At 63.3% G+C, this 24379-nt stretch carries 18 protein-coding genes; all 18 read left to right on the top strand.

The features are described from left to right. Position 1 precedes the first annotated feature (1 nt). The 18 genes from NRG23_RS04240 (at position 2) to NRG23_RS04325 (ending at position 24345) form a co-directional block, all read left to right on the top strand. Complete coding sequence (locus NRG23_RS04240) at positions 2-646, top strand: CpsD/CapB family tyrosine-protein kinase (RefSeq protein WP_038632293.1); 645 nt, start codon at positions 2-4, stop codon at positions 644-646. A 22-nt stretch (positions 647-668) separates the two neighbouring features. Next, on the top strand, positions 669-1682 hold the full coding sequence (locus NRG23_RS04245; RefSeq protein WP_101282431.1) for a polysaccharide biosynthesis/export family protein: 1014 nt from the start codon (positions 669-671) through the stop codon (positions 1680-1682). Positions 1683-1693: 11 nt separating this feature from the next. Beyond that, positions 1694-3262, top strand: a complete 1569-nt coding sequence (locus tag NRG23_RS04250) for an LPS biosynthesis protein (RefSeq protein WP_038632291.1) — start codon at positions 1694-1696, stop codon at positions 3260-3262. 23 nt (positions 3263-3285) lie between these two features. Then, positions 3286-4350 (top strand): glycosyltransferase family 4 protein, encoded by a 1065-nt coding sequence (locus tag NRG23_RS04255; RefSeq protein ID WP_016702143.1) that lies wholly within the window; start codon positions 3286-3288, stop codon positions 4348-4350. Further along, on the top strand, positions 4347-5705 hold the full coding sequence (locus tag NRG23_RS04260) for an O-antigen ligase (RefSeq protein ID WP_257373815.1): 1359 nt from the start codon (positions 4347-4349) through the stop codon (positions 5703-5705). The genes NRG23_RS04255 and NRG23_RS04260 overlap by 4 nt, the downstream gene beginning before the upstream one ends. A 1297-nt stretch (positions 5706-7002) precedes the next feature. After that, on the top strand, positions 7003-7968 hold the full coding sequence (locus tag NRG23_RS04265) for a glycosyltransferase (protein ID WP_110177219.1): 966 nt from the start codon (positions 7003-7005) through the stop codon (positions 7966-7968). Then, positions 7961-9097: a glycosyltransferase gene (locus tag NRG23_RS04270; RefSeq protein ID WP_028683902.1), complete on the top strand. Its 1137-nt coding sequence runs from the start codon at positions 7961-7963 to the stop codon at positions 9095-9097. The genes NRG23_RS04265 and NRG23_RS04270 overlap by 8 nt, the downstream gene beginning before the upstream one ends. A 1-nt stretch (position 9098) precedes the next feature. Further along, on the top strand, positions 9099-10097 hold the full coding sequence (locus NRG23_RS04275; protein WP_028683901.1) for a polysaccharide deacetylase family protein: 999 nt from the start codon (positions 9099-9101) through the stop codon (positions 10095-10097). Continuing rightward, positions 10094-11404: a lipopolysaccharide biosynthesis protein gene (locus NRG23_RS04280; RefSeq protein WP_081361591.1), complete on the top strand. Its 1311-nt coding sequence runs from the start codon at positions 10094-10096 to the stop codon at positions 11402-11404. Before NRG23_RS04275 ends, NRG23_RS04280 begins: the two co-directional genes overlap by 4 nt. After that, positions 11398-13332 (top strand): hypothetical protein, encoded by a 1935-nt coding sequence (locus NRG23_RS04285; protein ID WP_257373817.1) that lies wholly within the window; start codon positions 11398-11400, stop codon positions 13330-13332. The genes NRG23_RS04280 and NRG23_RS04285 overlap by 7 nt, the downstream gene beginning before the upstream one ends. Continuing rightward, positions 13329-14033: a GNAT family N-acetyltransferase gene (locus tag NRG23_RS04290; RefSeq protein WP_257373819.1), complete on the top strand. Its 705-nt coding sequence runs from the start codon at positions 13329-13331 to the stop codon at positions 14031-14033. Before NRG23_RS04285 ends, NRG23_RS04290 begins: the two co-directional genes overlap by 4 nt. After that, complete coding sequence (locus NRG23_RS04295; RefSeq protein WP_257373820.1) at positions 14030-15160, top strand: GNAT family N-acetyltransferase; 1131 nt, start codon at positions 14030-14032, stop codon at positions 15158-15160. The genes NRG23_RS04290 and NRG23_RS04295 overlap by 4 nt, the downstream gene beginning before the upstream one ends. An 8-nt stretch (positions 15161-15168) precedes the next feature. After that, positions 15169-15951, top strand: a complete 783-nt coding sequence (locus NRG23_RS04300; protein ID WP_257373821.1) for a ChbG/HpnK family deacetylase — start codon at positions 15169-15171, stop codon at positions 15949-15951. Positions 15952-16118: 167 nt separating this feature from the next. Next, the gene (locus tag NRG23_RS04305; RefSeq protein ID WP_257373822.1) at positions 16119-18179 is read left to right on the top strand and encodes a type VI secretion system tip protein VgrG; all 2061 of its coding nucleotides are present in this window, start codon (positions 16119-16121) and stop codon (positions 18177-18179) included. Continuing rightward, positions 18170-19030 (top strand): DUF4123 domain-containing protein, encoded by an 861-nt coding sequence (locus NRG23_RS04310; RefSeq protein ID WP_009048921.1) that lies wholly within the window; start codon positions 18170-18172, stop codon positions 19028-19030. The genes NRG23_RS04305 and NRG23_RS04310 overlap by 10 nt, the downstream gene beginning before the upstream one ends. 36 nt (positions 19031-19066) lie before the next feature. Beyond that, a complete protein-coding gene (locus tag NRG23_RS04315) occupies positions 19067-22333 on the top strand; it encodes a hypothetical protein (RefSeq protein ID WP_009048920.1) in 3267 nt (1088 codons plus the stop codon). 11 nt (positions 22334-22344) lie between these two features. Next, entirely contained in the window at positions 22345-23322 is a 978-nt protein-coding gene (locus tag NRG23_RS04320; protein WP_193384699.1) for a tetratricopeptide repeat protein, read from the top strand. A 51-nt stretch (positions 23323-23373) separates the two neighbouring features. Then, positions 23374-24345, top strand: coding sequence for a tetratricopeptide repeat protein (locus NRG23_RS04325; RefSeq protein WP_016701752.1), 972 nt, complete (start codon positions 23374-23376; stop codon positions 24343-24345). The last annotated feature ends 34 nt before the right edge of the window (positions 24346-24379 follow it).

Genomic DNA, 24379 nt, shown 5'->3' on the forward strand with positions numbered 1-24379 from the left:
AATGGCGGCTGCAACCTTTGCCAGTCTGGACATCCAGACCCCCACCGAAAGCAACCTGGCCGTGACCGTACTCGACCAGCAACTGCGGGTGATCCTGCTTACCGCGCCGAACCGCAATAGCGGCGTGACCACCAGCAGCCTGGCCCTGGCCAACGAGCTGGCGCGCACCAGCCGCGGACGGGTGCTGCTGCTGGACACCAGCCTCGCCGACGACAGCCTGACCCAGCGCCTGGGCCTGGAACAGAACCCGGGCTTCCTCGACCTGGTGCTGGCCGAGCAGCCGCCGAGCCTGGCGTCCTGCATCGAGCATCCCGGCGCCCCGGGCTTCGACTTCCTGCCCCTGGGGCGGCGCCAGCAGTACAGCGAACGCCTGACCAGCCAGCCGCTGCGGGAACTGTTCGCCGCGCTCAACGAGGTGTACCGCTTCGTGATCGTCGACGGCGACCCGGTGTACAGCAACGGCGACCTCCTCACCCTGAGTACCCAGGTCGATGGCGTGGTGCTGGTGGTGCGCAGCGAGGAAACCCGCTGGGAAGTGGCCCAGGCCGCCGCGCAACGCCTGGTCCAGGCCGAGGCGAAGCTGATCGGCAGCGTGTTCAACGCGCGCAAGTACTACATGCCCAAATGGGTCTACGACCGTCTCTGACCGGCACAAGGAAAGTCTGCACATGAAACCTCAAGCGCTCCCCCTTTGCCTGTTGCTGGCCGCCCTCGCCGGCTGTTCCAGCCCCGACGTCGAGCAAATGCCGGTGCAGGTCCTCAGCGCCGACGCCGGCCAGGGCCAGATGACCGAAGTGCTGCCGGTGGAGCAGGTCCTGCGTCCCCAGGACGTGCTGGACGTGATCTTCCACATCGGCAGCACCAGCCAGACCCGCTATCGGGTGCAGCCGGGCGACCAGGTCGACGTCTCGTTCCTCAGCGCCGCCGAGCTGGGCGGCAACAAGCTGGTATTGCCCGACGGCAGCATCGAGATGCCTTACGTGGGCAATGTACAGGTTGCCGGGCTGACCGCCGAAGAGGCGCGCCGGACCCTGGAAAGCGCCTATGCGCGGGTGCTGAAAAGACCCCAGGTGACCTTTTCGATTTCCCACGCCATGGCCCAGCTGGACAACCTGCGCACCAGCCTGACCAACCCGGCCACGGGCCTGAGCCGCGAGATCACCGTCGGCTCGGACGGGCGCGCCAGCTTCCCGTTGCTCGGCGCCATGTCCTTGCAGGGCATGACCCTCAGCCAGTTGCAGAAGACCATCAACCAGCGCTACGCCAAGGAAGTCGGCCAGGTCAGCGCCGACGTGCTGCTCAAGTCGACGGCGGCCAACGAAGTGTTCGTGCTCGGTGAAGTCGGCCAGCCCGGTGCCTACCCGATCCGCCGCCCGGTGTCGGTGCTCGAGGCCCTGACCCTGGCCAAGGGCGCCGGCCCCACCGCGCGCCTGGACTCGGTGGTGATCATGCGCCGTACCGGCAACCAGGTGCAGGCCCGCACCTACGACGTCGCCGCCGCCCTGGACCGCAACGCCGCGCAGTTCGCCTACCTGCAGCCGGACGACCTGCTCTATGTGCCCAAGACCCGCCTGGCCAAGGCCGGCGCGTTCAGCAAGCAACTGGCGGACATCATCATGTTCCAGGGTGTCGGCTTCAGCTTCGGCTACCGCGTCGACAACAAAGAATCGGACAACAATTGAGCCTTCCCGCGATGAACAGAATCGAAAACTACCTGCACGAGTTCCTCCTCGTGTTCTTCGTCAATCGCCGGCTGATCAAACGTGTGTTCCTCGGCTTCGCCGTGATCGCCCTGCTGTTGCCGCTGGTGCTGCGCCAGAGCTACGAGATCACCGCCGAAGTCATAGTGCAGTCGAAAAAGCTGTCACAGAGCGACGCCAACACCGTGCTCACCCCGGACAGCGACAAGTTCATCCCGCCGTCCCTGGCGGACATGGAAACCGAGAGCAATATCCTGCGCTCGCCGACGCTGATCCGCGAAACCATCGGCCAGTTGCGCGAGGCCGGCGAGTTCGGCGACGGCGAGGGCCTGCTCGCCCGGCTGCTCTTCAATCCGCTGCGCGATCATGTGACCACCCCGCTGCGCGCAGCCCTGGGCCTGAAGATCGAACCGGTGCGCGACACCGCCCTCGACGCCATGACCAACCAGGCGGTCAAGGACCTGAAGATCGCCACCCTGCCCGGCTCCAACGTGATCTCGGTGGTCTACGCCAGCGCCGACCCGACCCAGGGCACGCGTTTCGTCGAGCGCCTGCTGGCCAACTACCTGAAGAACCGCCAGGACCTGCAATCCAACGAGCTGCCGCAGGCCTTCTTCGAGCAGAAGAAAGTCCAGTACCAGGAGCGCCTGGACGACCTCGAAGGCTTGCGCCAGGCCCTGCTGGAGGCGGCCCATGCCTCCGATCCCAAGGAAGAGATCACCTTCCGCCTGAACGCGATCAACACCGAGGAGCAGTCGCTCAACGGCTACCGCGACCAGGCCCTGGAGAACCAGCGCCGCCTGGACTACCTGCAAAACAACCTGAAGGCCGCGCGCAAGGGCAGCCTGACCGACTACACCTTCCCCTTCGCCTTCGCCAACACCGTGGACAACGTGGCCTACGAGGACCGCGAGATCAAACAGCTGGGCGAGCAGTTGACCAACCTGGTGAGCCAATACGGCACCACCTCCGACACCTACCGCGCCGACAGCGTGCCGATGCAGCAACAGCGCGAGCAGATCGTCCGCGCCCGCGCGCAGTTCCTCAAGGTAGTGGAAAACCGCGTGCGCGAGCGCACCAGCGACCTGCAGATCACCAACTCGGTGATCGCCCAGAAGACCGCGCGGATCAACGAATACAAGACCCGCGTGCGCGACCTGCAGGAAGTACTGAGCAAGCTGCGCCAGCTCGACACCGAGATCGACGCCCTGCACAAGGCCTTCTTCACCTACACCCAGCGCTACGAAGAAAGCCGCGGCGAGCGCCTGATCAATGGCGAGCTGTCCAACGCCCGGGTGCTCAGCCAGCCTTATGAACCCAGCGAGGCAGCGTTCCCCAAACCGATGCTGATCATCCCCCTGGGCCTGCTTACCGGCCTGCTGCTGGCGATTGCCCTGGGCTACGTCTACGAGTTCTTCGATCACCGCTTCAAGCATCCGGCCCAGGTCGGCGACCACCTGAACCTGCCGGTGCTGATGGTGCTCGACGCGGTGCAGGCGCCGGTGGTCAATCCCTACCCGCGTTGGACCTGGCAGTGGCTCTGGCACTGGGCCAAGCAGTGAACCGCACGGAACGCGAGAGGCTCATGGCCGACCTGCCGATTGTCCATGTGATCCACAGCGGCGGCTTCTATGGCGCCGAACGCATGCTGCTGGATCATTGCCGGGGCATGCCCGGGCAGCATCGGGTGCTGTTCATCGACGCGCCGCCGGCCCTGCTCGAGCGTTTTCGCGCGGGCGGCGTCGAGTGCCACAGTTGCAGCGGACTGCGGGCGATGCTCAGCCACCTGGGCCAACAGCCGGTGCTGCTCAATGCGCACAATTTCAAGGCCCAGCTGTTTGCCCTGCTGTGCGCCTGGCGCCTGGGCCTGCCGCTGGTATGGACCCAGCACGGGTTCACTCCGCGCAGCGCCAAACAGAAGTTCTACACCTGGCTCAGCCTGCGCCTGTGCCGCCGGCGCACGGTGCGCCGGGTGGCCTGCGTGGCGCAGAGCATCGCCCGCTTGCATCGCCAGGCCGGGGTCGAGGCGGAGAAACTGCAGGTGATCCCCAATGGTTTGCCCGAGCAGTGCATCCCCGACCAGAACCTGCGCGACCGCAATGCGCCGCTGGTGGGCTTCGTCGGCCGCCTGAGCCAGGAAAAAGGCCCGGACCTGTTTCTCGACGCGCTGATCCCGCTGTGCCAGCAACGCCCGGCGCTGAAGGTGGTGCTGCTCGGCGACGGGCCCTTGAGCGAGATGCTGCGCCAGCGCATCCAGGACGCCGGCCTGGCGTTGCAGATCCTGATGCCGGGCTACCAGAACAACATGAGCAAATGGATGCACCGCCTCAGCGTGCTGGTGCTCAGCTCGCGCACCGAAGGCACGCCGATGATCCTGCTCGAAGCCATGCAGGCCGGCACGCCGATCGCCGCCTTTGCCGTCGGCGGCATTCCCGATGTGATCGAACACAGCGTCAGCGGCCTGCTCGCCCGGCCGCTGGACAGCATTGAGCTGGCCGGGCATATCGCCGAACTGCTGGACGACCCCGACCTGGGCGAACGCCTGAGCCTGGCGGCGCGCCAGCGGCAACGCCGCGACTATCACCTGCCGCGCCTGGCCCTGCGCTGGCAGGCCCTGTACCGCGCGACCAGCGAGGCCTGGAACCGATGATCGCCTCCCTTTCCCTGGGCGCCCTGCTGGGGCTGGCCTGCCTGCTGCTGCTCGCCAGCCCCTGGCCCTACCTGGCGCCGCTGGTGGTGGTCGGGATGTTCGGCCTGGCGCTGCTGTACCGCCGCACCGGCTGGGGCCTGCTGGGCATCTGCGCATTGGTGCCGTTCGAAGGCCTGTTCAAGGACAGCGCCTTTTCCGCGGCCAAGCTGCTGGGGGCCTCGCTGATCCTGATCCTGCTGTTCAAGCTGCTGATGCGCCAGATCGGCGAGACGCGGCTGCGCAGCAACCTGTGGCGGGCGCTGCTGCCGTTCCTGCTGTGCCTGCTGCTGAGCCTGATGTACAGCGAGAACCTCGGCGTGTCCCTGGGCAGCCTGCGGGAACTGGCGGTGGGCCTGGTGCTGTTTTTCGTGACCCTGCTGATCGGCCGCGAGGTCAACCTGCTGATGCTCTGCCGCCTGCTGGCGCTGAGCGTGGCCACCACCTGCGTGATCGCCCTGTTCTCGGCCAAGTACCAGGTCGGCGGCCGGGCCATCGGCCTGCTGCAGGACGCCAACTACTTCGCCCTGCTGATCGCCATGGCGGTGCCGCCGGCGATCCTCCTGGCCCTGCGCGAGCGGCATTGGCCGCTACGGCTGTTCTGGGCCGGGGTGACCCTGACGCTGATGGCCGGCATGACCAAGACCGACTCGCGCTCCGGGCTGCTGGTGGTGCTGTTCACCATCGCCATCGGCGCCTGGCACTACCGCCATCGGCTGCAACGGCTGCGGCCCAAGCACCTGGGGTTCGTCATGTTCGCCGTGGCAATCGTCGTGCCCCTGGGCATCGCCGCGCTGCCGGCGGACTACGTGGCGCGGATCCAGTCCCTGAGCCTGCTCAAGTCCGGCGCCCACTCCGCCGACACCTCCCTGGGCCGACGTACCTCGTACCTGGTGGTCGGCGGGCAGATGATCCGCGAGAACCCGCTGCTCGGCTCGGGCCTGGGCACCTTCCCGATCCATTACGCGCAGACCGGTTTTGCCAGCGGCTTCTCGGAGAACATGAACGAGCCGGACCTCTACCGGCGCGCCCACAACACTTACCTGGAACTGTTCAGCGAACTGGGGATTCCCGGCGGCCTGAGCTTTGTCGCCCTATTGCTGATGGGCCTGCGCAACTTCGAGCGGGCGCGGGTCGCATGGCTGAGCAAGGGCCGGCAGGACCAGGCCGACATCGCCACCCACCTGGGCCTAAGCCTGCTGGCCCTGGCGGTGTTCCTGCTGTTCCTCAGCGCACCGAACCACAAATACCTGTGGATCTTCCTGGCCCTGTCCAGCGTCCTGCGCCGCCAGGCCGAAGCCCCGGAGAGCCGCCCATGACGATGTACTCACCCCCTGTAGCCGCTGGCGCAGCCTGCGATCGGCTGCGCAGCAGCCGCAAGGCCTGCCAACGCGTTTCTCCAGACAGTTCGCGGACTCAGGCTTTGCGGTCGCTGCGCAACCGATCGCAGCCTCGCGGGCTCGGCAGCGGCTACACGGCCACCGCGAACCCTGTGGCCGCTGCCGAAGGCTGCGATCGGCTGCGCAGCAGCCGCAAGGCCTGCCAACGCGCTTATCCAGGCAGATCACGGACTCAGGCTTTACGGTCGCTACGCAACCGATCGCAGCCTCGCGAGCTCGGCAGCGGCTACACGGCCACCGCGAACCCTGTAGCCGCTGCCGAAGGCTGCGATCGGCTGCGTAGCAGCCGCAAGGCCTGCCAACGCGTTTATCCAGGCAGATCGTGGACTCAGGCTTTGCGATTGCTACGCAATCGATCGCAGCCTCGCGGGCTCGGCAGCGGCTACACGGCCACCGCGAACCCTGTAGCCGCTGCCGAAGGCTGCGATCGGCTGCGCAGCAGCCGCAAGGCCTGCCGATGCGTTTTTCCAGGCAGATCGCGGACTCAGGTTTTGCGATTGCTCCGCAATCGATCGCAGCCTCGCGAGCTCGGCAGCGGCTACACGGCCACCGCAAACCCTGTGGCCGCTGCCGAAGGCTGCGATCGGCTGCGCAGCAGCCGCAAGGCCTGCCAACGCGTTTATCCAGGCAGATCGTGGACTCAGGCTTTACGGTCGCTGCGCAACCGATCGCAGCCTCGCGAGCTCGGCAGCGGCTACACGGCCACCGCAAACCCTGTAGCCGCTGGCGCAGCCTGCGATCGGCTGCGCAGCAGCCGCAAGGCCTGCCGATGCGTTTCTCCAGGCAGATCGCGGACTCAGGTTTTGCGATTGCTCCGCGCTCGATCGCAGCCTCGCGAGCTCGGCAGCGGCTACACGGCCACCGCGAACCCTATAGCCGCTGCCGCCGCGCATCGGCTGCGTAGCGGCCGCAAGACCTGCCGACGCGTTTCTCCAGACATATCGCGGACTCAGGCTTTGCGCTTGCTACGCAACCGATCGCAGCCTCGCAGGCTCGGCAGCGGCTACACGGCCACCGCGAACCCTGTAGCCGCTGCCGAAGGCTGCGATCGGCTGCGCAGCAGCCGCAAGGGCGACCGATGCGTTTCTCCAGGCAAATCGAGGGCTCAGGTTTTGCGATTGCTGCGCACTCGATCGCAGCCTCGCAGGCCCGGCAGCGGCTACACAGGCCATGCGCTGCGGCAGCGGCTACCGGTCAGGAACAAGGAACGCCGAGCATGAAACGAATCAGCGTGATCGTGCCGATGTACAACGAGGCGCGGCATATCGTGCGTACCCTGGACAGCGTCAGCAGCGCCGCCGCGGTGGCGGGGCTCGAATGCGAGCTGATCGTGGTCGACAACGGCTCGCGCGACAACGGTCCGCGACTGGCCATGGACCAGGGCGCGCGGGTGCTGCATTACCCCGGGCTGTCCATCGGCGCCCTGCGCAATCGCGGCGCGGCCTGTGCGACCGGCGACTGGCTGGCCTTCCTCGATGCCGACATCGAGGTGCCGCTGAACTGGCTGCTGCTGTGGAAATCCGCCGAGGCCAGCCAGCGCGCCGATGTCTTCGCCCTGGACTGCGATGCACCGCGCAGCGCGCCCTGGTTCGCCCGCGCCTGGCAGCGCCGCAGCCTGTCCGGCAACCAGCAGGAACGCCTGCTGCAATGGCTGCCCACCCCCAACCTGTGCATGGCCCGGGTCTGGTTCAACCGCATCGGCGGTTTCGACGAGGGTCTGCGCACCGGCGAGGACAAGGATTTCGGCCTGCGCCTGAACCGTGCCGGCGCCCGCCAGCTGAGCCTGGCCACACCCGTGGTGCAGCACTGGGGCTTCGAGGGCAGCTGGCGCGAATGGAGCGGCAAGGAGTTCTGGCGCCAGAGCAGCCATGTGCAGCTGTTGCGCAATGGCGGGCTGAGCCCGCGGCTGTTGCGTTTCCCCCTGCTGTGCCTGGCCACCGCCCTGCTCAGCCTGCTGGCCGTGCTCTGCCTGCTCGGCGGGCAATGGCCGGCGGCGCTGCTGGCCCTGCTCGGCAGCGCCCTGGCGCCCCTGGGCCTGGCCCTACGCCAGAGCTACCGGCACCGCGACCCACTGTTTTTCCTGCAACTCTGGCTGCTGCACTGGCTGCGCCTGCACCTGGGCGCCGCTGCCCTGCTGCAGGGCCTTTTCAACCGTACTGCCGTGAGGCCCGATCGTGGCTAAGACACTCTTCTGGTTATGCCTGCTGTTGCCGGTCTACGCCTGGATCGGTTACCCGCTGATCCTGGCGCTGATCAGCCTGTTTATCCGCAAGCCCCGGGTCGAGCCGGGGCCGCCCTTGTCGGTCAGCGTGATCATCGCCGCGCACAACGAAAGCCGGCACATCGAGCACAAGCTGCGCACCCTGCTGGCCCAGGACTACCCGACCACCGACCTGCAGATCATCCTCGCCAGCGACGGCTCGACCGACGCCACCGTGGCCACCGCGCTGGCGATCCACGACCAGCGGGTGCTGGTGCTCGACCTGCCGCGAGTAGGCAAGGCCGGAGCGCTGAATGCCGCGGTGGAACTGGCGCGCAACGAGATCCTGGTGTTCACCGACGCCGACAACCAATGGTCCGGCGACACCCTCGGCAAGCTGCTCGCCCCCTTCGCCGATCCGGAAGTCGGGGCCTGCGGCGGGCATATGATCATCCCCACCCCCGGGCACGCCCTGAGCCTGGGTGACAGCCTTTACCGCCACTACGAAGCCTGGCTGCGCGAGGCGGAAAACCGCACCGGCTGCATGGTCTCGGCGGACGGCGCGCTGCTGGCCCTGCGCCGCGAACTGTTCGAGCGGGTGCCGGCCGAGGTCAACGACGACTTCTTTATCAGCACCTGCGCCCCAGTCGCGGGCAAACGCATCGTCTACGTCGAGGAGGCCCAGGTGCTGGACCAGGGCGTGGATGAAGTCGGCAAGCAATACCGCCGACGCCTGCGGGTCACGGTCGGCGGCCTGCAAAGCCTGGCCCAGCGCCGTGGCCTGATGAATCCCTGGCGCCACGGCTTCTACGCGATCGCGCTGATCAGCCACAAACTGATCCGCCGCCTGGCGCCGGTGCTGTTGATCCCGCTGCTGCTCAGCAACCTGTGGCTGTGGAACGCCGGGGCCTTCTACAGCCTGTGCCTGATCGCCCAGCTGTGCGGTTATGGCGCCGGTATGCTTGGCCTGCTCGATCAGCGCGGGCGCTTGCCCAAACCCTTTCGCCTGGCCGGTTTCGTCCTGGTGACCCTGGCCGGCATGAGCATGGGCCTCTGGCAATTTCTCCGCGGGCAGCGCTACAGCCTGTGGAACCCGCAGCAGAACCGCTGACATGACACTCAGACAACACTTCAAGCGCCTGGCCGGCAGCGCCTACCTCAATAGCTTCGGGCGCACGCGCCTGAGCGAAGCCGGCGTGGTACTGATGCTGCACCGGGTGCTGGCGGACGAACACGCAGCGAACCTGCCCCATCGCGGGCCGCTGTGTGTCGGCCGCAACAGTTTCGAGCACCTGCTGCGCTGGCTGCGCCGGCATTTCGACTGCGTGCCGCTGGAGCACCTGCTGCTGTACCCCGGCGGCGATCGCCCACGGCTGGCCCTGACCTTCGACGACGGCTGGCGCGACAACGCCGAGCAGGCCTATCCACTGCTGGAACGTCATGAAGTACCGGCGAGCATCTTTCTCTCCACCGACTTTATCGGCACTGGCAAGGCGTTCTGGTGGGAAGCCATCGGCGAGACCCTGTGGCGCCAACCCGAGAGCATCGCCGGCCGGCAATTGCAGGAGCAACTGCGGGTACTGGGCGTGGTGCTGCCGGCCAGCCTCAGACAACCCGGCGCCGACGAGGCCCGCAGCCGTGACCTCGGGCTGTTGCTGCAACGCCTGAAAACCCTGGCCCCGGACAGCCTGCAATTGCTCGCCGACAGCTGCCCGCGAGACACCGCGCCCCACAGCCTGGACTGGAGCCAGGTCAAGCGCCTGGAACGTTCCGGGCTGGTGCGCTTCGGACCCCATGGCGCCAGCCACGGCATCCTCACCCAATTCGACAACGCGGCCCTGAAGGACGACCTGGCACGCTCCCATGCTTGCGTGCAGCACCATTGCGCCGCGCCGCTGCCGATCTATTGCTACCCCAATGGCGACCATGACCCGAGCGTGCGCCAGGCCGTCGCCGACCTCGGCTACCGCTATGCCCTGGGCACCGCCCCGGGGCTGATCGAACCCTCGCGCAACGAACCCCTGGCCCTGCCGCGCATCGACGTCAGCCAGGCCAGCGCCCGCTGCCCGTCGCTGCTGGCCTGGCGCCTGCTGAAAGGGGCGCGGGCATGAAGCGCAACGGCTATGTCTGGCACCTGCTGCTGAGCATGGGCACGCGGCTGGCGATGATCGCCATTCGCCTGCTGCGCAACGTGCTGCTGGCGCGCCTGCTGGGCCCGGCGGATCGCGGCCTGTTCGCCCTGCTCAGCGCCCTGCCCGACCTGATCGCCGCCCTCACCAGCGGCGGCCTGAACACCGCGGTGGGTTATGAAGCGGCGCGCCAGCGACCGATGGGCCTGCTGCTGACGCAGATCCTGGTCTACGGCTGCCTGCTGGCCGGGACCCTGACCGTGATCGGCCTGCTGCTGATGAACAGCCTGGGCCAGGACTGGTCGATCACCACCCAGCTCGGCCCCTTCGCCTGGCTGTTGCTGCTAGCGGTGCCGCTGACCGTGCTCAAGAGCGGCCTGCTGACCCTGCACAACGCTGACGGTCGGGTCGGCGCGTTCAATGGCCTGCGTCTGCTGGAATCCCTGGTGCCCTTGCTGCTGTTTGTCGTGCTCTGGTGGCTGTGGCGCGACCAGGCCCTGTCGGCGGCGCTGGCCGGCTGGCTCGGTGGCACCCTGCTGGTGGTACTGGCGGGCTGGTACTGGCTGGGGCGTTATCACCGGTTGCGGCTGCGCTGGCAGCCGGGCGAGCAAGGCAAGCTGCTGCGCTACAGCGCCCAGAGCCACCCCGGCGTGCTCTCGCAGCAATTGATGCTGCGCTGCGACTACCTGTTTATCGGCGCCCTGCTCGACCCGGTCGCCCTGGGCCTGTACGCCATGGCCAGCGCCGCCGCGGAACTGCTGCTGATCATTCCCGAGGCGGTGACCACGCCGCTGATGAAGCGCCTGCTGCAACAGGGCGAAGGCATCGAACGCCTGACCCCGCTGGCCCTGCGCATCACCGCCACGGTGATGCTCGGCGCCTGCCTGGGCATGGCACTGGTCGGCCACTGGCTGATCGTCAGCCTGTTCGGCGAGGCCTACGGCCCGGCCTACCCGGCCCTGCTGGCGTTGCTGCCGGGGCTGTTCGGCCTGTGCTACGCGAGCATCCTGCGCCTGGACCTGCTGGGCAAGCAGCGCCCCGGCGCGCTGTCGTGGCTGCTGGGCGGCGGCGCGCTGCTCAACCTGCTGCTCAACGCCGCGCTGATCCCGACCCTGGGCATAGTCGGCGCCGGCCTGGCCTCGTCCCTGGCCTACCTGGCGGTGAGCCTGGCGATGCTGGTGATGTACTGCCGCCTGAGCGGCGTGGCCTGGTACCGCACCCTGCTCCTGCTGCCCGAAGACCTGATGCAGCTGCGCGCGCTGTTGCGCCCTCGGGAGGCGGCATGTTGAAAGCCGGTTTCTACACGCTCCTGGCCCTGCTGAGTCTGGCCCCGGGCGCCCAGGCCGGATCCATGCAGTGGTCGAGCATCCGCGACGGCAGCCTGTACCTGCGCGCCGACCGGCCGGACCGGCTGAAGATCGGCTGGAGCCCGGCCTGGCAGAGCGACGCCAACCGCGAGCAGCTGTACCTGCTGCAGCCCGGCGGCCAGTTGTTCAAGCAACTGGAGATCCGCGCCGACCGGGCCTATGGCGAACAGGACATCGAGCTGCCAGCGGCCACGGGCGACTACCGCCTGCAGATTCCCGGCTACAGCTTTCGCGGGTTCAGGGTCAGCCACCGCGACAGCACGGCGGCGCAATTCGAGCCGACCAAGGTGCATTTCAGCGCCGAAGTCCACAGCGGCGCCGAGCTGTTCTTCCGGGTCGCGGCCGGTGAGCAGGCGATCCTGGCCGGCAAGTATTACGGCGGCGTCAGCGTCTTGCAGGCCAGCCGCCTGAGCGATGGCGCCAAGGTTCGCCTGGAACTGAAAGAACACCCGGCCTACGGGCAATTCGACCAGGTGGCGCTGCCGCCGGCCGAACAGGACGAAGTCTGGCGCCTGGCCCTGGGCGGCTCCGGCAAGGCGGCGTTCTGGCTGGACGGCACGGCCAATCTGTTTGCCCAGGAGGTCCAGCAACTGCACCTGTTAGACCAGCCCCGGGGCGAGGCCCATCTGCAGCTGAAGGCCCAGATCCTCGGGACCACGCCGCGCCTGGGCATCGCCCTGCCCTATGCCCAGCCGCCGCAGTCCACCTTCGGCCTGTTGCAGGCGATTGGCGCCCGCGCGGCCAACTTCTACAGCTTCGTCGATGTGATCGAGCAGGAGCCCGAGCGGGAAATCGGCTTTCGCCGGCTGTATCGCGAGCGCTTCGGGATCGACCGCGACATCACCCTGCTGGCCGGCACCGGGCGCCGCGCCGTGCTCGCGGCGGACGCCCAGAGTTTCGCCGGCCTCGACGCCTGGCTGGCCGACAGCGTGCGCCTGGCCGGCAACGGCCTGCATTACCTGGCCTTCGCCGACGAGCCCAACCTCAACTACCCGGACTACAGCAGCTACGCCCTGTACTTCGAGCAGATGCTGGCCCGGGCCAAGGCCAATCCCGAGGCCCGCGCGGCCGGGGTGCGGATCGCCATGCCGGCCAGTTCGCGGCTGCTCGACGGGCCGTTCCGGGTCGGCGCCGGGCAACGCCGCGGCATCGACTGGGCGCGCAAGCTGCTGGAGCGGCACGGTCAGGACATCGACGCCCTGGCCTGGCACGAATGGATGGTCCGCGACCTGCTCGCCACCCGCCGCTACCGCGACAGCGTGCGCGCCGCCGCCGAGCTGGTGGGCCTGGATGCCGCGGGCCGGCCGCGCAAGGCCCTGCTGCTGAGCCAGACCAATATCTCCAGCGGCCGCGATCTGAGCCCCTATCAGCAGGACACCCATTACGCCGGCCTGTGGTGGGCCTCGGTGGTGATCAACGCCTCGGCGGACGGCCTGCTGGACATGCTCAACTGGTTCCAGGCCGCCGACGAGCCGGACTACCCCAAGGGCATGCTCGCGCAACGCAGCGCCAACCAGTTCAGCCTCAAGCCGGTGGCCGTGGCCCAGCAGTTCATTGCCCGGCACTGGCTGGCCCATGTGCAAGCCCTGGACAACCCGGCCTTCGAGGTCGATGCCCTGGCCATGAGCGAGGCCGGCCGCCACAGCCTGCTGGGGGTGAACAAGGCGTCGCGGGTGCAGGCGGTGAGCCTCGACGGCCCCGGCGACCTGTGCCAGGCCGCGCCGCTCAAGCTGAGCCTGCTCGGCCCCGACGACCAGCCTCGCGACGCGGCCGTTGAATGCCGTGATGGCCGGGTGCACTTCGAGCTGCCCGGCGAAACCCTGTTTGCCCTGACCTGGAAAGCCTTATGAGCCGATTGAGCGCATTGCTGGAAAAAATCCGCCGCAAGGGCCTGCGTGACAGCCTGCGGGTCCTGCGCGAGCGCTACTTCTATTACCACTGGGAACTGCTCAGCGTCGAACGCTCCCTGGCGCTGCCGGTGCCTTGCCCGGTCACCACGCGACGCTGGCCACAGGTGCCGATCGAGCGCGCGCTACTGCCGGCCTTCGACAAGTACTTTTCCGCGCAGTTGCCGGCGATCCGCGGCCTGCTGGACAAGGGCTGTCGCGGCTACGCCCACCTCGACGCCGACGGCAACGTGATGCTGATGATCTGGATCAACGAGCGCGACTACTACGACGATCAGCTGTACCGCTGCTGGATCCGCATCCCGCCGGGCTGCATCTATCAGTTCGCCGGCGAGTGCGCCCTGCCTTACCGCGGTACCGGGGTGGTGGTGCTGGCGCAGAAACTGATCTGGGAGCACTACCGCGAGCGCGGCTTCAAGACCACCCGGGCGGTGGTCAACGTGCGCAACGAGGCGGCGCTGAAGATGCACATGCGCATGGGTTTCACTGAGGTCGGCGAATCGATCCACGTCTATTGCCTGTTGCGTTGCCTGCATTTCCATCGGCGCGTGCCCTATCACCAGCCCCGCCTGCTGCACCTGCGCAAGTCGCGGCCGACAGCACAAGCAGGCACCTCGACCGACGCCGGTAGGGAGCCGCTGTGACGATCCGCTTCGCCTGGCGCTCCAGCCTGCTGGACGATGACTTTCCCGCTGCCGCCTTCGAGCAACTGCGCAACGCGGTCGAACTGGCCACGCCCTTCAATCGCCTGGCCTGGCTGCGCGGCGCCGAGCAAGCGCTGGACGCCGGGCAACGCCTGCGGGTGCTGCTGGGCTGGCACGGGGAACGGCTGGTGCTGTGCCTGCCGTTGCTGCATGGCCGCGAGCGCAAGGCCGGCCTGCCGTTGCAGGTGGTGCGCCACCTGGGCTTCCCCCTCAGCGACCGCCTGGCGCTGCTGGTGGCCGAGGACGCGCTGCCGGCCATGCCCCGGGCACTGGAGGAAATCCGCCGCGAGTTGCCCCATGCCCTGCTGCAATTGAGCGAACTGCTGGCGGCCGAACCCACCCTGGCGAGCTGGCGCGAGCACAGCTGGTACAGCGCCTGCGCGATCAGTTGCCGGGCGCCGGAACACCTGATCGTCGAGGCCGACCGCCAGGAAGCCCGGGACAAGAACCTGCGCTACGAGCTGCGCCGGGCGAAAAAACGCTGCGCCGAAATCGACGCCCGGGTGATCCGCGTCAGCCCCGATGGCGAGGGCATCGACGCGCTGCTGGACTTTATCGGCGCCGTGGAACAGGCCAGCTGGAAAGGCGCGGATGGCCTGGGGATCTTCTCCGGCACCCAGCGCCAGCAGTGGATGCGCAGCGCCCTGCGTGGGCTGGCCGCCGACGGCTGCGTGCGCGTGGTGCTGCTCGAACACCAGGGCCGCTGCATCAGCTATCGCCTGGGGCTGCTGGAGCGCGGGCGGCTGTACGACTACAACATCGCCTTCCTGCCGGACTACGCCAGCCTGGGCAGCGGCCGGCTGCTGCTCGACGAGTGGATCCGCTGGGGCCTCGACGAAGGCTGGCAGTGGGTCGATGCCTCGCGGGTCAGCCTCAGCCGCTCCAGCCATCAACTGCACGAACGCATGAGCGGCCAGGTCGAGCACCAGCGCTGGAGCTTCTATTCGCGCCGCCCCGGCGGCCTGCTCCTGGGCTTCGCCGATCGCCTCTGGCAAGCCCTCAAACCCCATGTCAAAAACTGGCGCGAACGCCGTGCCGCCCGCCACCAGCAAGAGAGCCGACCTTGAGCGCTACTTTGAACAGCACAACGACCGCGGCGAACCTGCCGGCGGTGATCGTCAATGCCGACGACTTCGGCCTCGACCCCGAGTACAACCAGCTGACCCTGCGCGCCTTCGAGCGTGGGGTGATCAGCTCCGCAACCCTGATGGCCAATATGCCGGCCTTCGAGGACGCCTGCCGGCTGGCCCGCGAGAACAGTCTGCAGGGGCGCATCGGCCTGCATTTCAACCTGACCTACGGTGAGCCACTGAGCGTGCCGATCCGCAGCCAGCGGCGGTTCTGCAACAGCAGCGGCGAGTTCGACCTCAGGCTGCCGCGCTCGGTGCTGCACCTGCCCGCCAGCACTGTGGCCGCGGTCCGGGAGGAACTCGAAGCGCAATGGCAACGCTGCGTCGACCAGCGCCTGCGCCCGAGCCATATCGACTCCCATCAGCACGTGCACAACCTGTGGCCGATCGCCCCGATCGTCGCCCGCTTCGCCGCGCAACAAGGCGTGCCGGTACGCCTGGCGCGCAATGTCGGGGGCAATATCGGCCTGGCCAAGCGTCTGTTCAAGAGCGCCCTGAACCGGCGCATCGTCCGCTTGAGCGGCGCCACGGTGGCCTTCGTCTGCACCCCGCGGGACCTGCTGCAAGGCTTGCGGCCAGCCGGTGCGCTGGAAGTGGTGGTCCATCCCACCCTGCTGGCCAACGGTGATTTCGGTGACGATTACCTGCCCGAGGGGCAGTCCCTGGACCGGTTGCTACGGGAAACCCTGAGGGGCCATCGGCATATCGCCTACAGCCAGTTGCGCTGATCCCCGTAGGGCGTTAGCCGGATCGGTTGTCAGGCCTAAGGGATAGTTGGCGCGGACATTTCTGAATGTTCCAGGGGGGCGGATGACGGCGGCCGCCCCCGCTTGAATCGACTGGCTTATTCCTGCACCATCCGCCCCCTGCTTATTCAATGGATGGATTTCACGGCATGCTGGATGCTAACGCTACCCATATTTCCCTGACGATCGAAGGCGCCTCGGTCGACCTTCAGGTCCTCAGTTTCGTTGGCCGCGAAGCCCTCAATCAGCCCTTCTGCTTCGATATCGAACTGGTCAGCGCACGTCCCGACCTCAAGCTCGAGGAACTGCTGCACAAGCCGGCCCGCCTGACCTTTGGCGGCTTAGGCAAAGGCAGTGGCAAAGGCCTGATCCATGGCCTGGTGTACCGCATCGCCCAGGGTGATTCCGGGCGCAAGCTGACCCGCTACAGCATCAGCCTGACCCCGCAGCTCAACTACCTGCGCCACAGCTTCAACCAGAAGATCTACCAGCACCTGAGCGTGCCGAAGATCATCGCCCAGGTCCTCGAGGCCCGCGGCATCCTGGCCGACGCCTACAGTTTCCAGCTCGGCGCTACCTACCCGGAACGGGTCTACTGCACCCAGTACGACGAGTCCGACCTGCACTTCATCCAGCGCCTGTGCGAAGAAGAAGGCATTCACTTCCACTTCCAGCACAGTGCCGGCGGCCACAAGCTGGTGTTCGGCGACGACCAGACGGTGTTCCGCAAGCTGGCAGCGGTGAACTACCAGCAGGACTCCGGCATGGCCGCCGAACAGCCGGTGATCAAGCGCTTCAACCTGCGCCTGGAAACCCGTACCAGCCGCGTCAGCCGCCGCGATTACGACTTCGAGAAACCACGCCTGCTGCCCGAGGGTGCGGCCAAGTCCGGGGCCATGCCGGACCTGGAAGACTACGACTACCCCGGCCTGTTCACCCAGCAGGCCCGCGGCAAACAACTGGCGACCCGCGCCCTGGAACGCCACCGCAGCGACTACCAGTTGGCCGAAGGCAAAGGCGACGAGCCGAGCCTGGTCAGTGGCCACTTCCTGACCCTGGCCGAACACCCGCGCAGCGAATGGAACGACCTGTGGCTGCTGCTGGAAGTCATCCACGAAGGCAAGCAGCCGCAGGTGTTGGGCGAGAACATCACCAGCGACGTCACCAGCAACAAGGACGACTTCCACCAGGGCTACCGCAACCGCTTCCTCGCCACGCCCTGGGACGCCCACTACCGCCCGCCGCTGGAACACCCGAAACCCAAGTCCCTGGGCAGCCAGACCGCCGTGGTCACCGGGCCCAAGGGCGAAGAAATCCATTGCGACCAGTACGGGCGGATCAAGGTGCAGTTCCACTGGGACCGCGATGGCCTGGCCGACGACAACACCTCCTGCTGGGTCCGCGTCGCCAGCGGCTGGGCCGGCAAGGCCTACGGCGGCATCGCCATCCCGCGGATCGGCATGGAAGTGCTGGTGACCTTCCTCGAAGGCGACCCCGACCAGCCCCTGGTCACCGGCTGCCTGTACCACAAGGAAAACGTGGTCCCCTACGACCTGCCGGCGAACAAGACCCGCAGCACCTTCAAGACCCTCAGCTCGCCGGGTGGCAAGGGCTATAACGAACTGCGCATCGAAGACAAGAAAGGCGCCGAGCAGATCTACCTGCACGCCCAGCGCGACTGGGACGAAAACGTCGAGCACGACCAGCGGATCCGCGTCGGCAATGAACGCCACGACACAGTCGAAGCCAACACCCTCACCGAACTCAAGGCCGAAGAACACCGCATCACCCACCTCGACCGCAAGAGCGAAATCCGCGCCAACGACCACCTCACCGTGGCCGTCACCCAACACGCCAACATCGGCACCGCGCAATTCGTCGAAGCTGGCCAGGAAATCCACTACAAGGCCGGCAACATCGTGGTCCTGGAAGCCGGCGCCGAACTCACCGCCAAGGCCGGTGGCAGTTTCGTGAAGCTCGATGCCGGTGGCGTGACCATCAGCGGGGCGAATGTGAAGGTCAACTCCGGGGGCGCGCCGGGGGTGGGTACGCCGGCGGCGCCGCTGTTGCCGGGCCCCTTGAAACTCGCCGATAACGACAAGGCCGGCAAGGTCCCGCTGCCCAGCCGCCTCAACGAGTCGGGCATCACCCCGCTGTGCGGAAAACAGAGCAACGGCGCCTGCAGCCGTAAGGATTGCACATGCATGTAAACGCCATGAACACCCTGCTGGCCGCACCGCGTTATACCTTCGAGCAACTGCCCCGCGAGGGCTCCAGCCAGAGCCTGTACTTCATCATCGATCGCGGCCGCCAGCCCGAGGCCATGTCGATTCTTTATCGTGTCGGCGAGCCGATGAACACCCAGCCGCTGTTCGGCAATACTGACTTGGCCGAGCTGGCCAGCGAAGGCCCGCTGTGGCTGGTCGCCCCCTGGGGCAGCCGCCTGGCCGCCGAAGCCGCGCGCCTGTGCGCAGAGAACGGCGCCGGCATCGCCCTCACCGCCGAGGACCCCGCCCAGGCCCTGGCCCACGCCCGCTGGCTGCTGAAGGCCAATGACGGCTCCGGCGGCCAGAGCCTACTGAGCTATCACAAGGCCAGCCTGTGGGCCGCCCTGGTCTATACCGCCGGCGATACCGCGAATCAGCTGTTCGGCCCCTGGCAGAACGTCTACAGCCCTGCCCCGCGCAATTTCGGCCCACAGAACGGCCCCTGGCTGGCCTGGAGCACCGACACCCAGCAACCCTGGAGCGCCGATGGCCCTGCCTTCAACCTCCCCGCCGACACTGCCAGGGTCCAGGCACGCCTGGGCTGGGTGTACTGGGTCGACGAGCAATACGCCGCCTTCGGCGAACCCGAGGATGAACGCCTGCCAGACATCACCGAGAACCTCGACGTGCTGCTGGAACACCAGATTTATGAAGGCCGGCATTTGCTCAAGCTGGCCCCGGTGGTCAATGGGCCACTGTTTAAAACCCGGCCACAAGCCATGACCGTCCTGCAATCCAAGGAAGAGTCGTTCATCAAGGTTGAACAGCTGCAGCAACTCGCCAGCGACGCCTGATGAACCTCACCGCGCCCCGCACGAATGGAAGCATTTATGGAATCTGATACCTCTGTTGCATCGAAAGCCGCTCCCAAACCGGCAGCTCAGACGACTGTGGCCAAACCGCCAAAACAGCTGGACCCGCAACCTAAACTGCCGAAGAGTTGCGAAACTTCCTTCGAAAAGGTCAAAACACCTTGCTCAACCACTTTCGGGGAAGTGATTTACGCAACCAAAGAGCAAATGTTTTACCTGCTTCCTGATCGTGCGGCGACTTCGATCAAGGAGGCAATGAAGGAACTCGAGGATCATCTTTCAGCTGGAAAGTCTCCCGAAGAGCGGCAGAAAGCCATGAACAAGCTTGGGCTGCTGGAGTATTTCCTGGAGCCCAAACTGGCCAACTTCCTCGAAGGCGAGCAGCGCAGCCGCATGCTGGAGATAGAGAAACAGGAGCCTTACATCGACCAACCCACCATGGCGATGCGCATCAAAGCGGCAAAAAGAGAAGCCGAGTACGCTGCCAAGGCTCAGGGGGCGAAAGAACAACCCGACTCCTACCTCAGTCGCGAGCTGGCCAGCACTCAACAGGATCAGTTTCTCGAAGCCCACAAAGAAGGCATGCATCTTCAGCATCTGCATCATGAGTGGAAAAAGCTCAAGAAAATCGCTGTGGCACAGGCTGAAAAAGAGGGCTACATCTACGAAAACGGCAACTTGTTCACCCCAGAAGCACTTGAAGCGCGCAAACGTGTTCAAACTTATCTGAAGGCTCGCAAAGAGCTGATTGACGACGACGAACTGACCACGCTCAGTGCGGACGATCTGGCGAAAAATAAAAAGTTCTATTTGGATGCCACCAACTGCGCGAGCGACGGCAAGGCACAAATGTGCCGTTATCTGGAATTGCAAGCTGAGGAACGCAAGAGGCTGGAGAAGAAGTTCAGCGCTTATATCGACGCAATCCTGAAAGTCGCGGACTACGGGTTGGCTCTGCCTGAATTCGCGTTGATTCCGGAAAATGGCGCCATTGAAGCGGGCATAGAGCAATTCAAGTCCTATCTGGAGACGGAACAGCAGCAAAATGACGTCAGTGAGCGGATCCGCAGCAAATACAAAGCCTGGATTGACGCTAGCGGTCAGAACATTCCCGCCCCCTCTGGTTTGATCGATGCCGAAAAGGCTGAATGGGAACGCCTCCAGCAATCGAGAATTGCCTTGCGTGCTACAGCGGAAGCCGCCGTGGCCAAAACCACCCCGCTCCGCCACCTGTTGTGGGAGCCGGAACAATTCGAACCGAAACCGGAAGAACGTCGAGTAAAGGCAGGATTCCCATTGCGGGAAGTCAGTTTGCTGAGCGCCGTGAACAAGCCCTTGAAGCACTTTAGCCTGTTGAACCTTGAAGGCATCAGAAAAGTAGTGAAAGAGGACTTGAGCAAAATAGGAGCCGATCTCGAAGAAGATCTGGTGAAAGTGCCTGGTAACAGCAGCGAAAAGTCCACTGAAGACACAACCGACAATTCATTCCACGAATGGCTGCGTCTACAAGGCGCCATCGCGATCAAGGACCAGGAAAATAACTGGTTTGACGCCCAAGGCTGGTTTGATGTCGAGCTCTTCTATAGTTACCTGCAAAGCAAGAACTACAAGGTCAGTACGCTTGAAGATGCCTCCGTCAGGCAGGAATGGGGTTTGCGGCTGCGCCAGTTGTTGTTCAAGGGTGAGGTTCGCAGTCAATTGAGGCTCTTCGATAAAAGCCCTCAGGCGCAGCTCATCAGGTGCCTCTCTCCTGCACAGTCGATGATTCACAAAGAGCTAAAGCTTGAAGGCCCCGAGTTCACGCTGGCCGATGGTTTCAAGGCCTCTGCCGAAGCCAGCTTCGGCATTGATTTGGCGCGTGGTGAAGTTGAACTTCTAAAAGTCGACCTCCCGGAACGCAGTCGGGCAAAAGAGTTCGTACTCAATTATCAGGACTATCAGGACCAGCCTCAGACACTCAATCTCGGTCGTTTTTCCTTGCATCTGGGCGCCAGGGCATGGGGCTATGCCGGCGCGTCGTTGCTTCTGTCATCAAGCATCGAACTGGGCGCGGGTAATGTTCGAGGCGGCATGAACCTGCAAGCCATTGAAAATGCCGAACGACCAGAAGCGAAACGAGCAATAGCGGTCACACAACGCAGCGCCATGCAGGACAATCCCACCAGTGCCTTGAAAGTCGAAGACGGCGCCAAGGCCGAATTCAGCCTGTTTGCCGGAGTCCAGGCAGGAGTTCTGCTGACAGGTGCCTTGAACTGGGCCCCCCCACAGCAAGTTGTATTACTGCGTACTGCACCGACTCCCGGCATGGCCGGTAAAGACAATGCCAATAAGGCAAGCCAATGGTTCAGTCTCGCAAGGCTCACAGCGGGATTCACCGGCTCGCTGGGCGCTGGCGCTAACGCAGACGTAACGATTTCGCTGCACGAAGGCCGCTTTATCATGAGGCTCAAAGCATCGCTGATAGTAGGTGCCGGTGGCGGTGGGGAGTTTGAGTTTGAGGTGGGGTACGACGGGGTAACAGAACTGATCAACCTGATACGTCGTGAGATGCATAAGAACCAAGGCCACCGACTGGTATTTGTTTCTCAAGAAGCTGAAACCTTTATCGACAGGCTCAACTTTATAGGCACCGCCGGGATGAATGTGGCGATGATTTATATGATGGGGTGGGATATAGCGATGTCTCTATATGAGTCCTTGACAGGAGGAGGACGAGGCGGACCAATCGCTCATACCATAATGACCTACCGTGATCAGGCTGAGCTTGAGATGTGGGTTCTAAATGCTACTCCTAGCGCTTTAGGGCCGATGCTGATGACGCTGCTTTCAGCAGCAGAAAGCTTCGACATTATCGATGTTGCATCTGACTCAAAAGCTGAGTCCAGGGAAGACAAACACACTTACAACAAATCTCAGGCACATCTATTACAACAACAGGCAATTGAGCGAATCTTAGGTTGGATAGTAGAAAGGGCCAAGCAACAAGGAACTATTTCTACAGCCCAGAAACAGTTTGAAGATGCATGTATGCGCATGAGTAGATTCGGCACTAAAGATGATAATCCGAAACAGAATTATTGTGAAAACCGCCTGAAAATGGATAATTTTATGTCCGAAGGCGTGCAAAATCTATACAACGTACGAAATGATCGCATGAGAGAGCGCTACAAGAAACATGTTAGTTTGCTTGGCGCCAACCTGGATGGACTTTGCACACGAAAAACATATTACGGACGCACCTATCTACCTCACGGCCAAGCAGACTACGTTGGCTCTAGCGAGTAAATGGAAGCCATATGCTACTCAAATCAAACACCATAGCCGCCCTAATATTATTTTTTATTTCCAGTACTGTTTCAGCTCAAATAAACCAAGAGCAAGCAGACGCAAAAAAACATGGCATAAGCTTGTTTAACCAATATAAGCCTGCTGAAAGATATTTACGAATAGCGGCGGAAGCAGGAGACTCAGAAGCCCAATTTTATCTGGCTGAAGAATTACGCCTTGCTAGCCAGTTTATTACAGCAGAAGCACAATCATGGTATGAAAAATCTGCGGAGCAAGGCGATTTTTACTCCATGATTCGGCTAGGGCGCAGTAAAAAAGATCTGTGTGCAACGTTAAAAAACTGCCCTGATGGGAAAAGAACCCCATCAGGATGGTTAAAACACGCTCAAGACATGGCCAAACCAAAAGCAGAGCAAGGCGATGCCGAAGCCATGTTCATTATGTATGAAGTAACATCAAATAAAGATTGGTTGGAAAAATCCGCAGAGCATGATCATGCTATTGCTCAATACTGGATGGCAATTGGCATTCGGCAAGGTGAAGGCTTCTTTCTGCCTTGGAAGCGAGATAACATTGTAGGTGAATGGTTAAGAAAGTCTGCCGAAAATGGTTACCCCAAAGCCATGATGGAGTACGCAGTTTTTTTATATGAAAACGGCGGCGACTTATCTGATGTACGGAAATGGATTAAAAAATCTGCCGAGGCAGGCCTGGAAGACGGTGTAAGCAGCTATGGGGCATATTTGGCTCATGCGCCGTCAAGATTTGATTTTCCATATGATGTTGTAAAAGGCTACGGAATAACTTCTCTTCTATCTGACTTGGATGGTGGCGGCGGAAACGTTCAATCTTACCTTGAAGAAGTACTTCCAGAAATTGCTGCAAAAATGACGCCCAGCCAAATCGAAGAAGCAAAAGAGTTTGCAATGAAATGGAAATCCTCTCACCCGCCCATTTCGTATTTCCCAGACAAACTTGGGTATTGACATTCACCACTAACAACCTCATCGCTTTCTACTTTGACCGGAGATCACTTTTTGAAAATATCTTCCATAGTGACGGCTATTTTCTTGTTGCTCTCCAGTCAAGTGAACGCGGGGCTTTCGCCGGAGCAGCAGACCGCTAAAGAGCAAGGCTTGATTCTATACAATCAGTTCAAAGCCACTTCGGCTGCTCCTTTTTTGACTGTTGCAGCCGAGGCAGGAGACGATGAGTCGCAATACTTCTTGGCAGAGGCACTCAGAAAAAAGGACCACTTTATGAATTCTGAGGCAAAAAAGTGGTATGAGGCGGCCGCATCTCAAGGCAATTTATACGCGATGATTCAACTTGGCCGGGATAAGGATGACCTCTGCAAAATGGCAAAGGACTGTCCTATTGACCAGAAGAGTCCAATTGATTGGTTAAATAAAGCTAAAGAACTTGCCGAACCTCGAACTTCTGCAAAAGATGCAGAAGCGATGTATGTAATGTACGAGCTGACACTGGACAACACTTGGCTTGAAAAATCCGCCACTAACGGTCATGCGATTGCCCAGTACTGGATGGGAATACTGTACAAGCAGGGTGAAGGTTTTCTTTTGCCATGGAACCGTGCCGAAGTAGTTGAGAAGTGGTTTAAGGCATCCGCCGAGGGTGGCTACCCAAAAGCGATGATGGAATATGCGGCCATATTGTTTGAAAAAGGTGACACAGAAGGCTTTCGTCAGTGGAATGAAAAAGCAGCTTTAACTGGTTATGCCCCAACAGTATATGGTTACGGCTCGGATCTTGCCCATGAACCCGATACTTACGGCTTTCCTTTCGAACCTATAAAAGGGTATGCCCTCATCTATCTTTTAAAGGAGTTGGACGGGGGTGGTGGAATGCAAGAAAATGTTGAATACAAGCTCCCTCTAATTGCAAAAAAAATGACCTCACAACAAATAGAGGAAGCAATAGAAGCATCCAAAAAGTGGAAGGCTAGCCACCCACCTCTATCTTTTTTCCCTGACAGGCTAAGCCAGTAACTCTTATGAGAATCCCTTACTACATTGCCGTTAT

The sequence above is a fragment of the Pseudomonas sp. T8 genome (assembly GCF_024610635.1).
Taxonomy (GTDB): Bacteria; Pseudomonadota; Gammaproteobacteria; order Pseudomonadales; family Pseudomonadaceae; genus Aquipseudomonas; species Aquipseudomonas chlororaphis_I.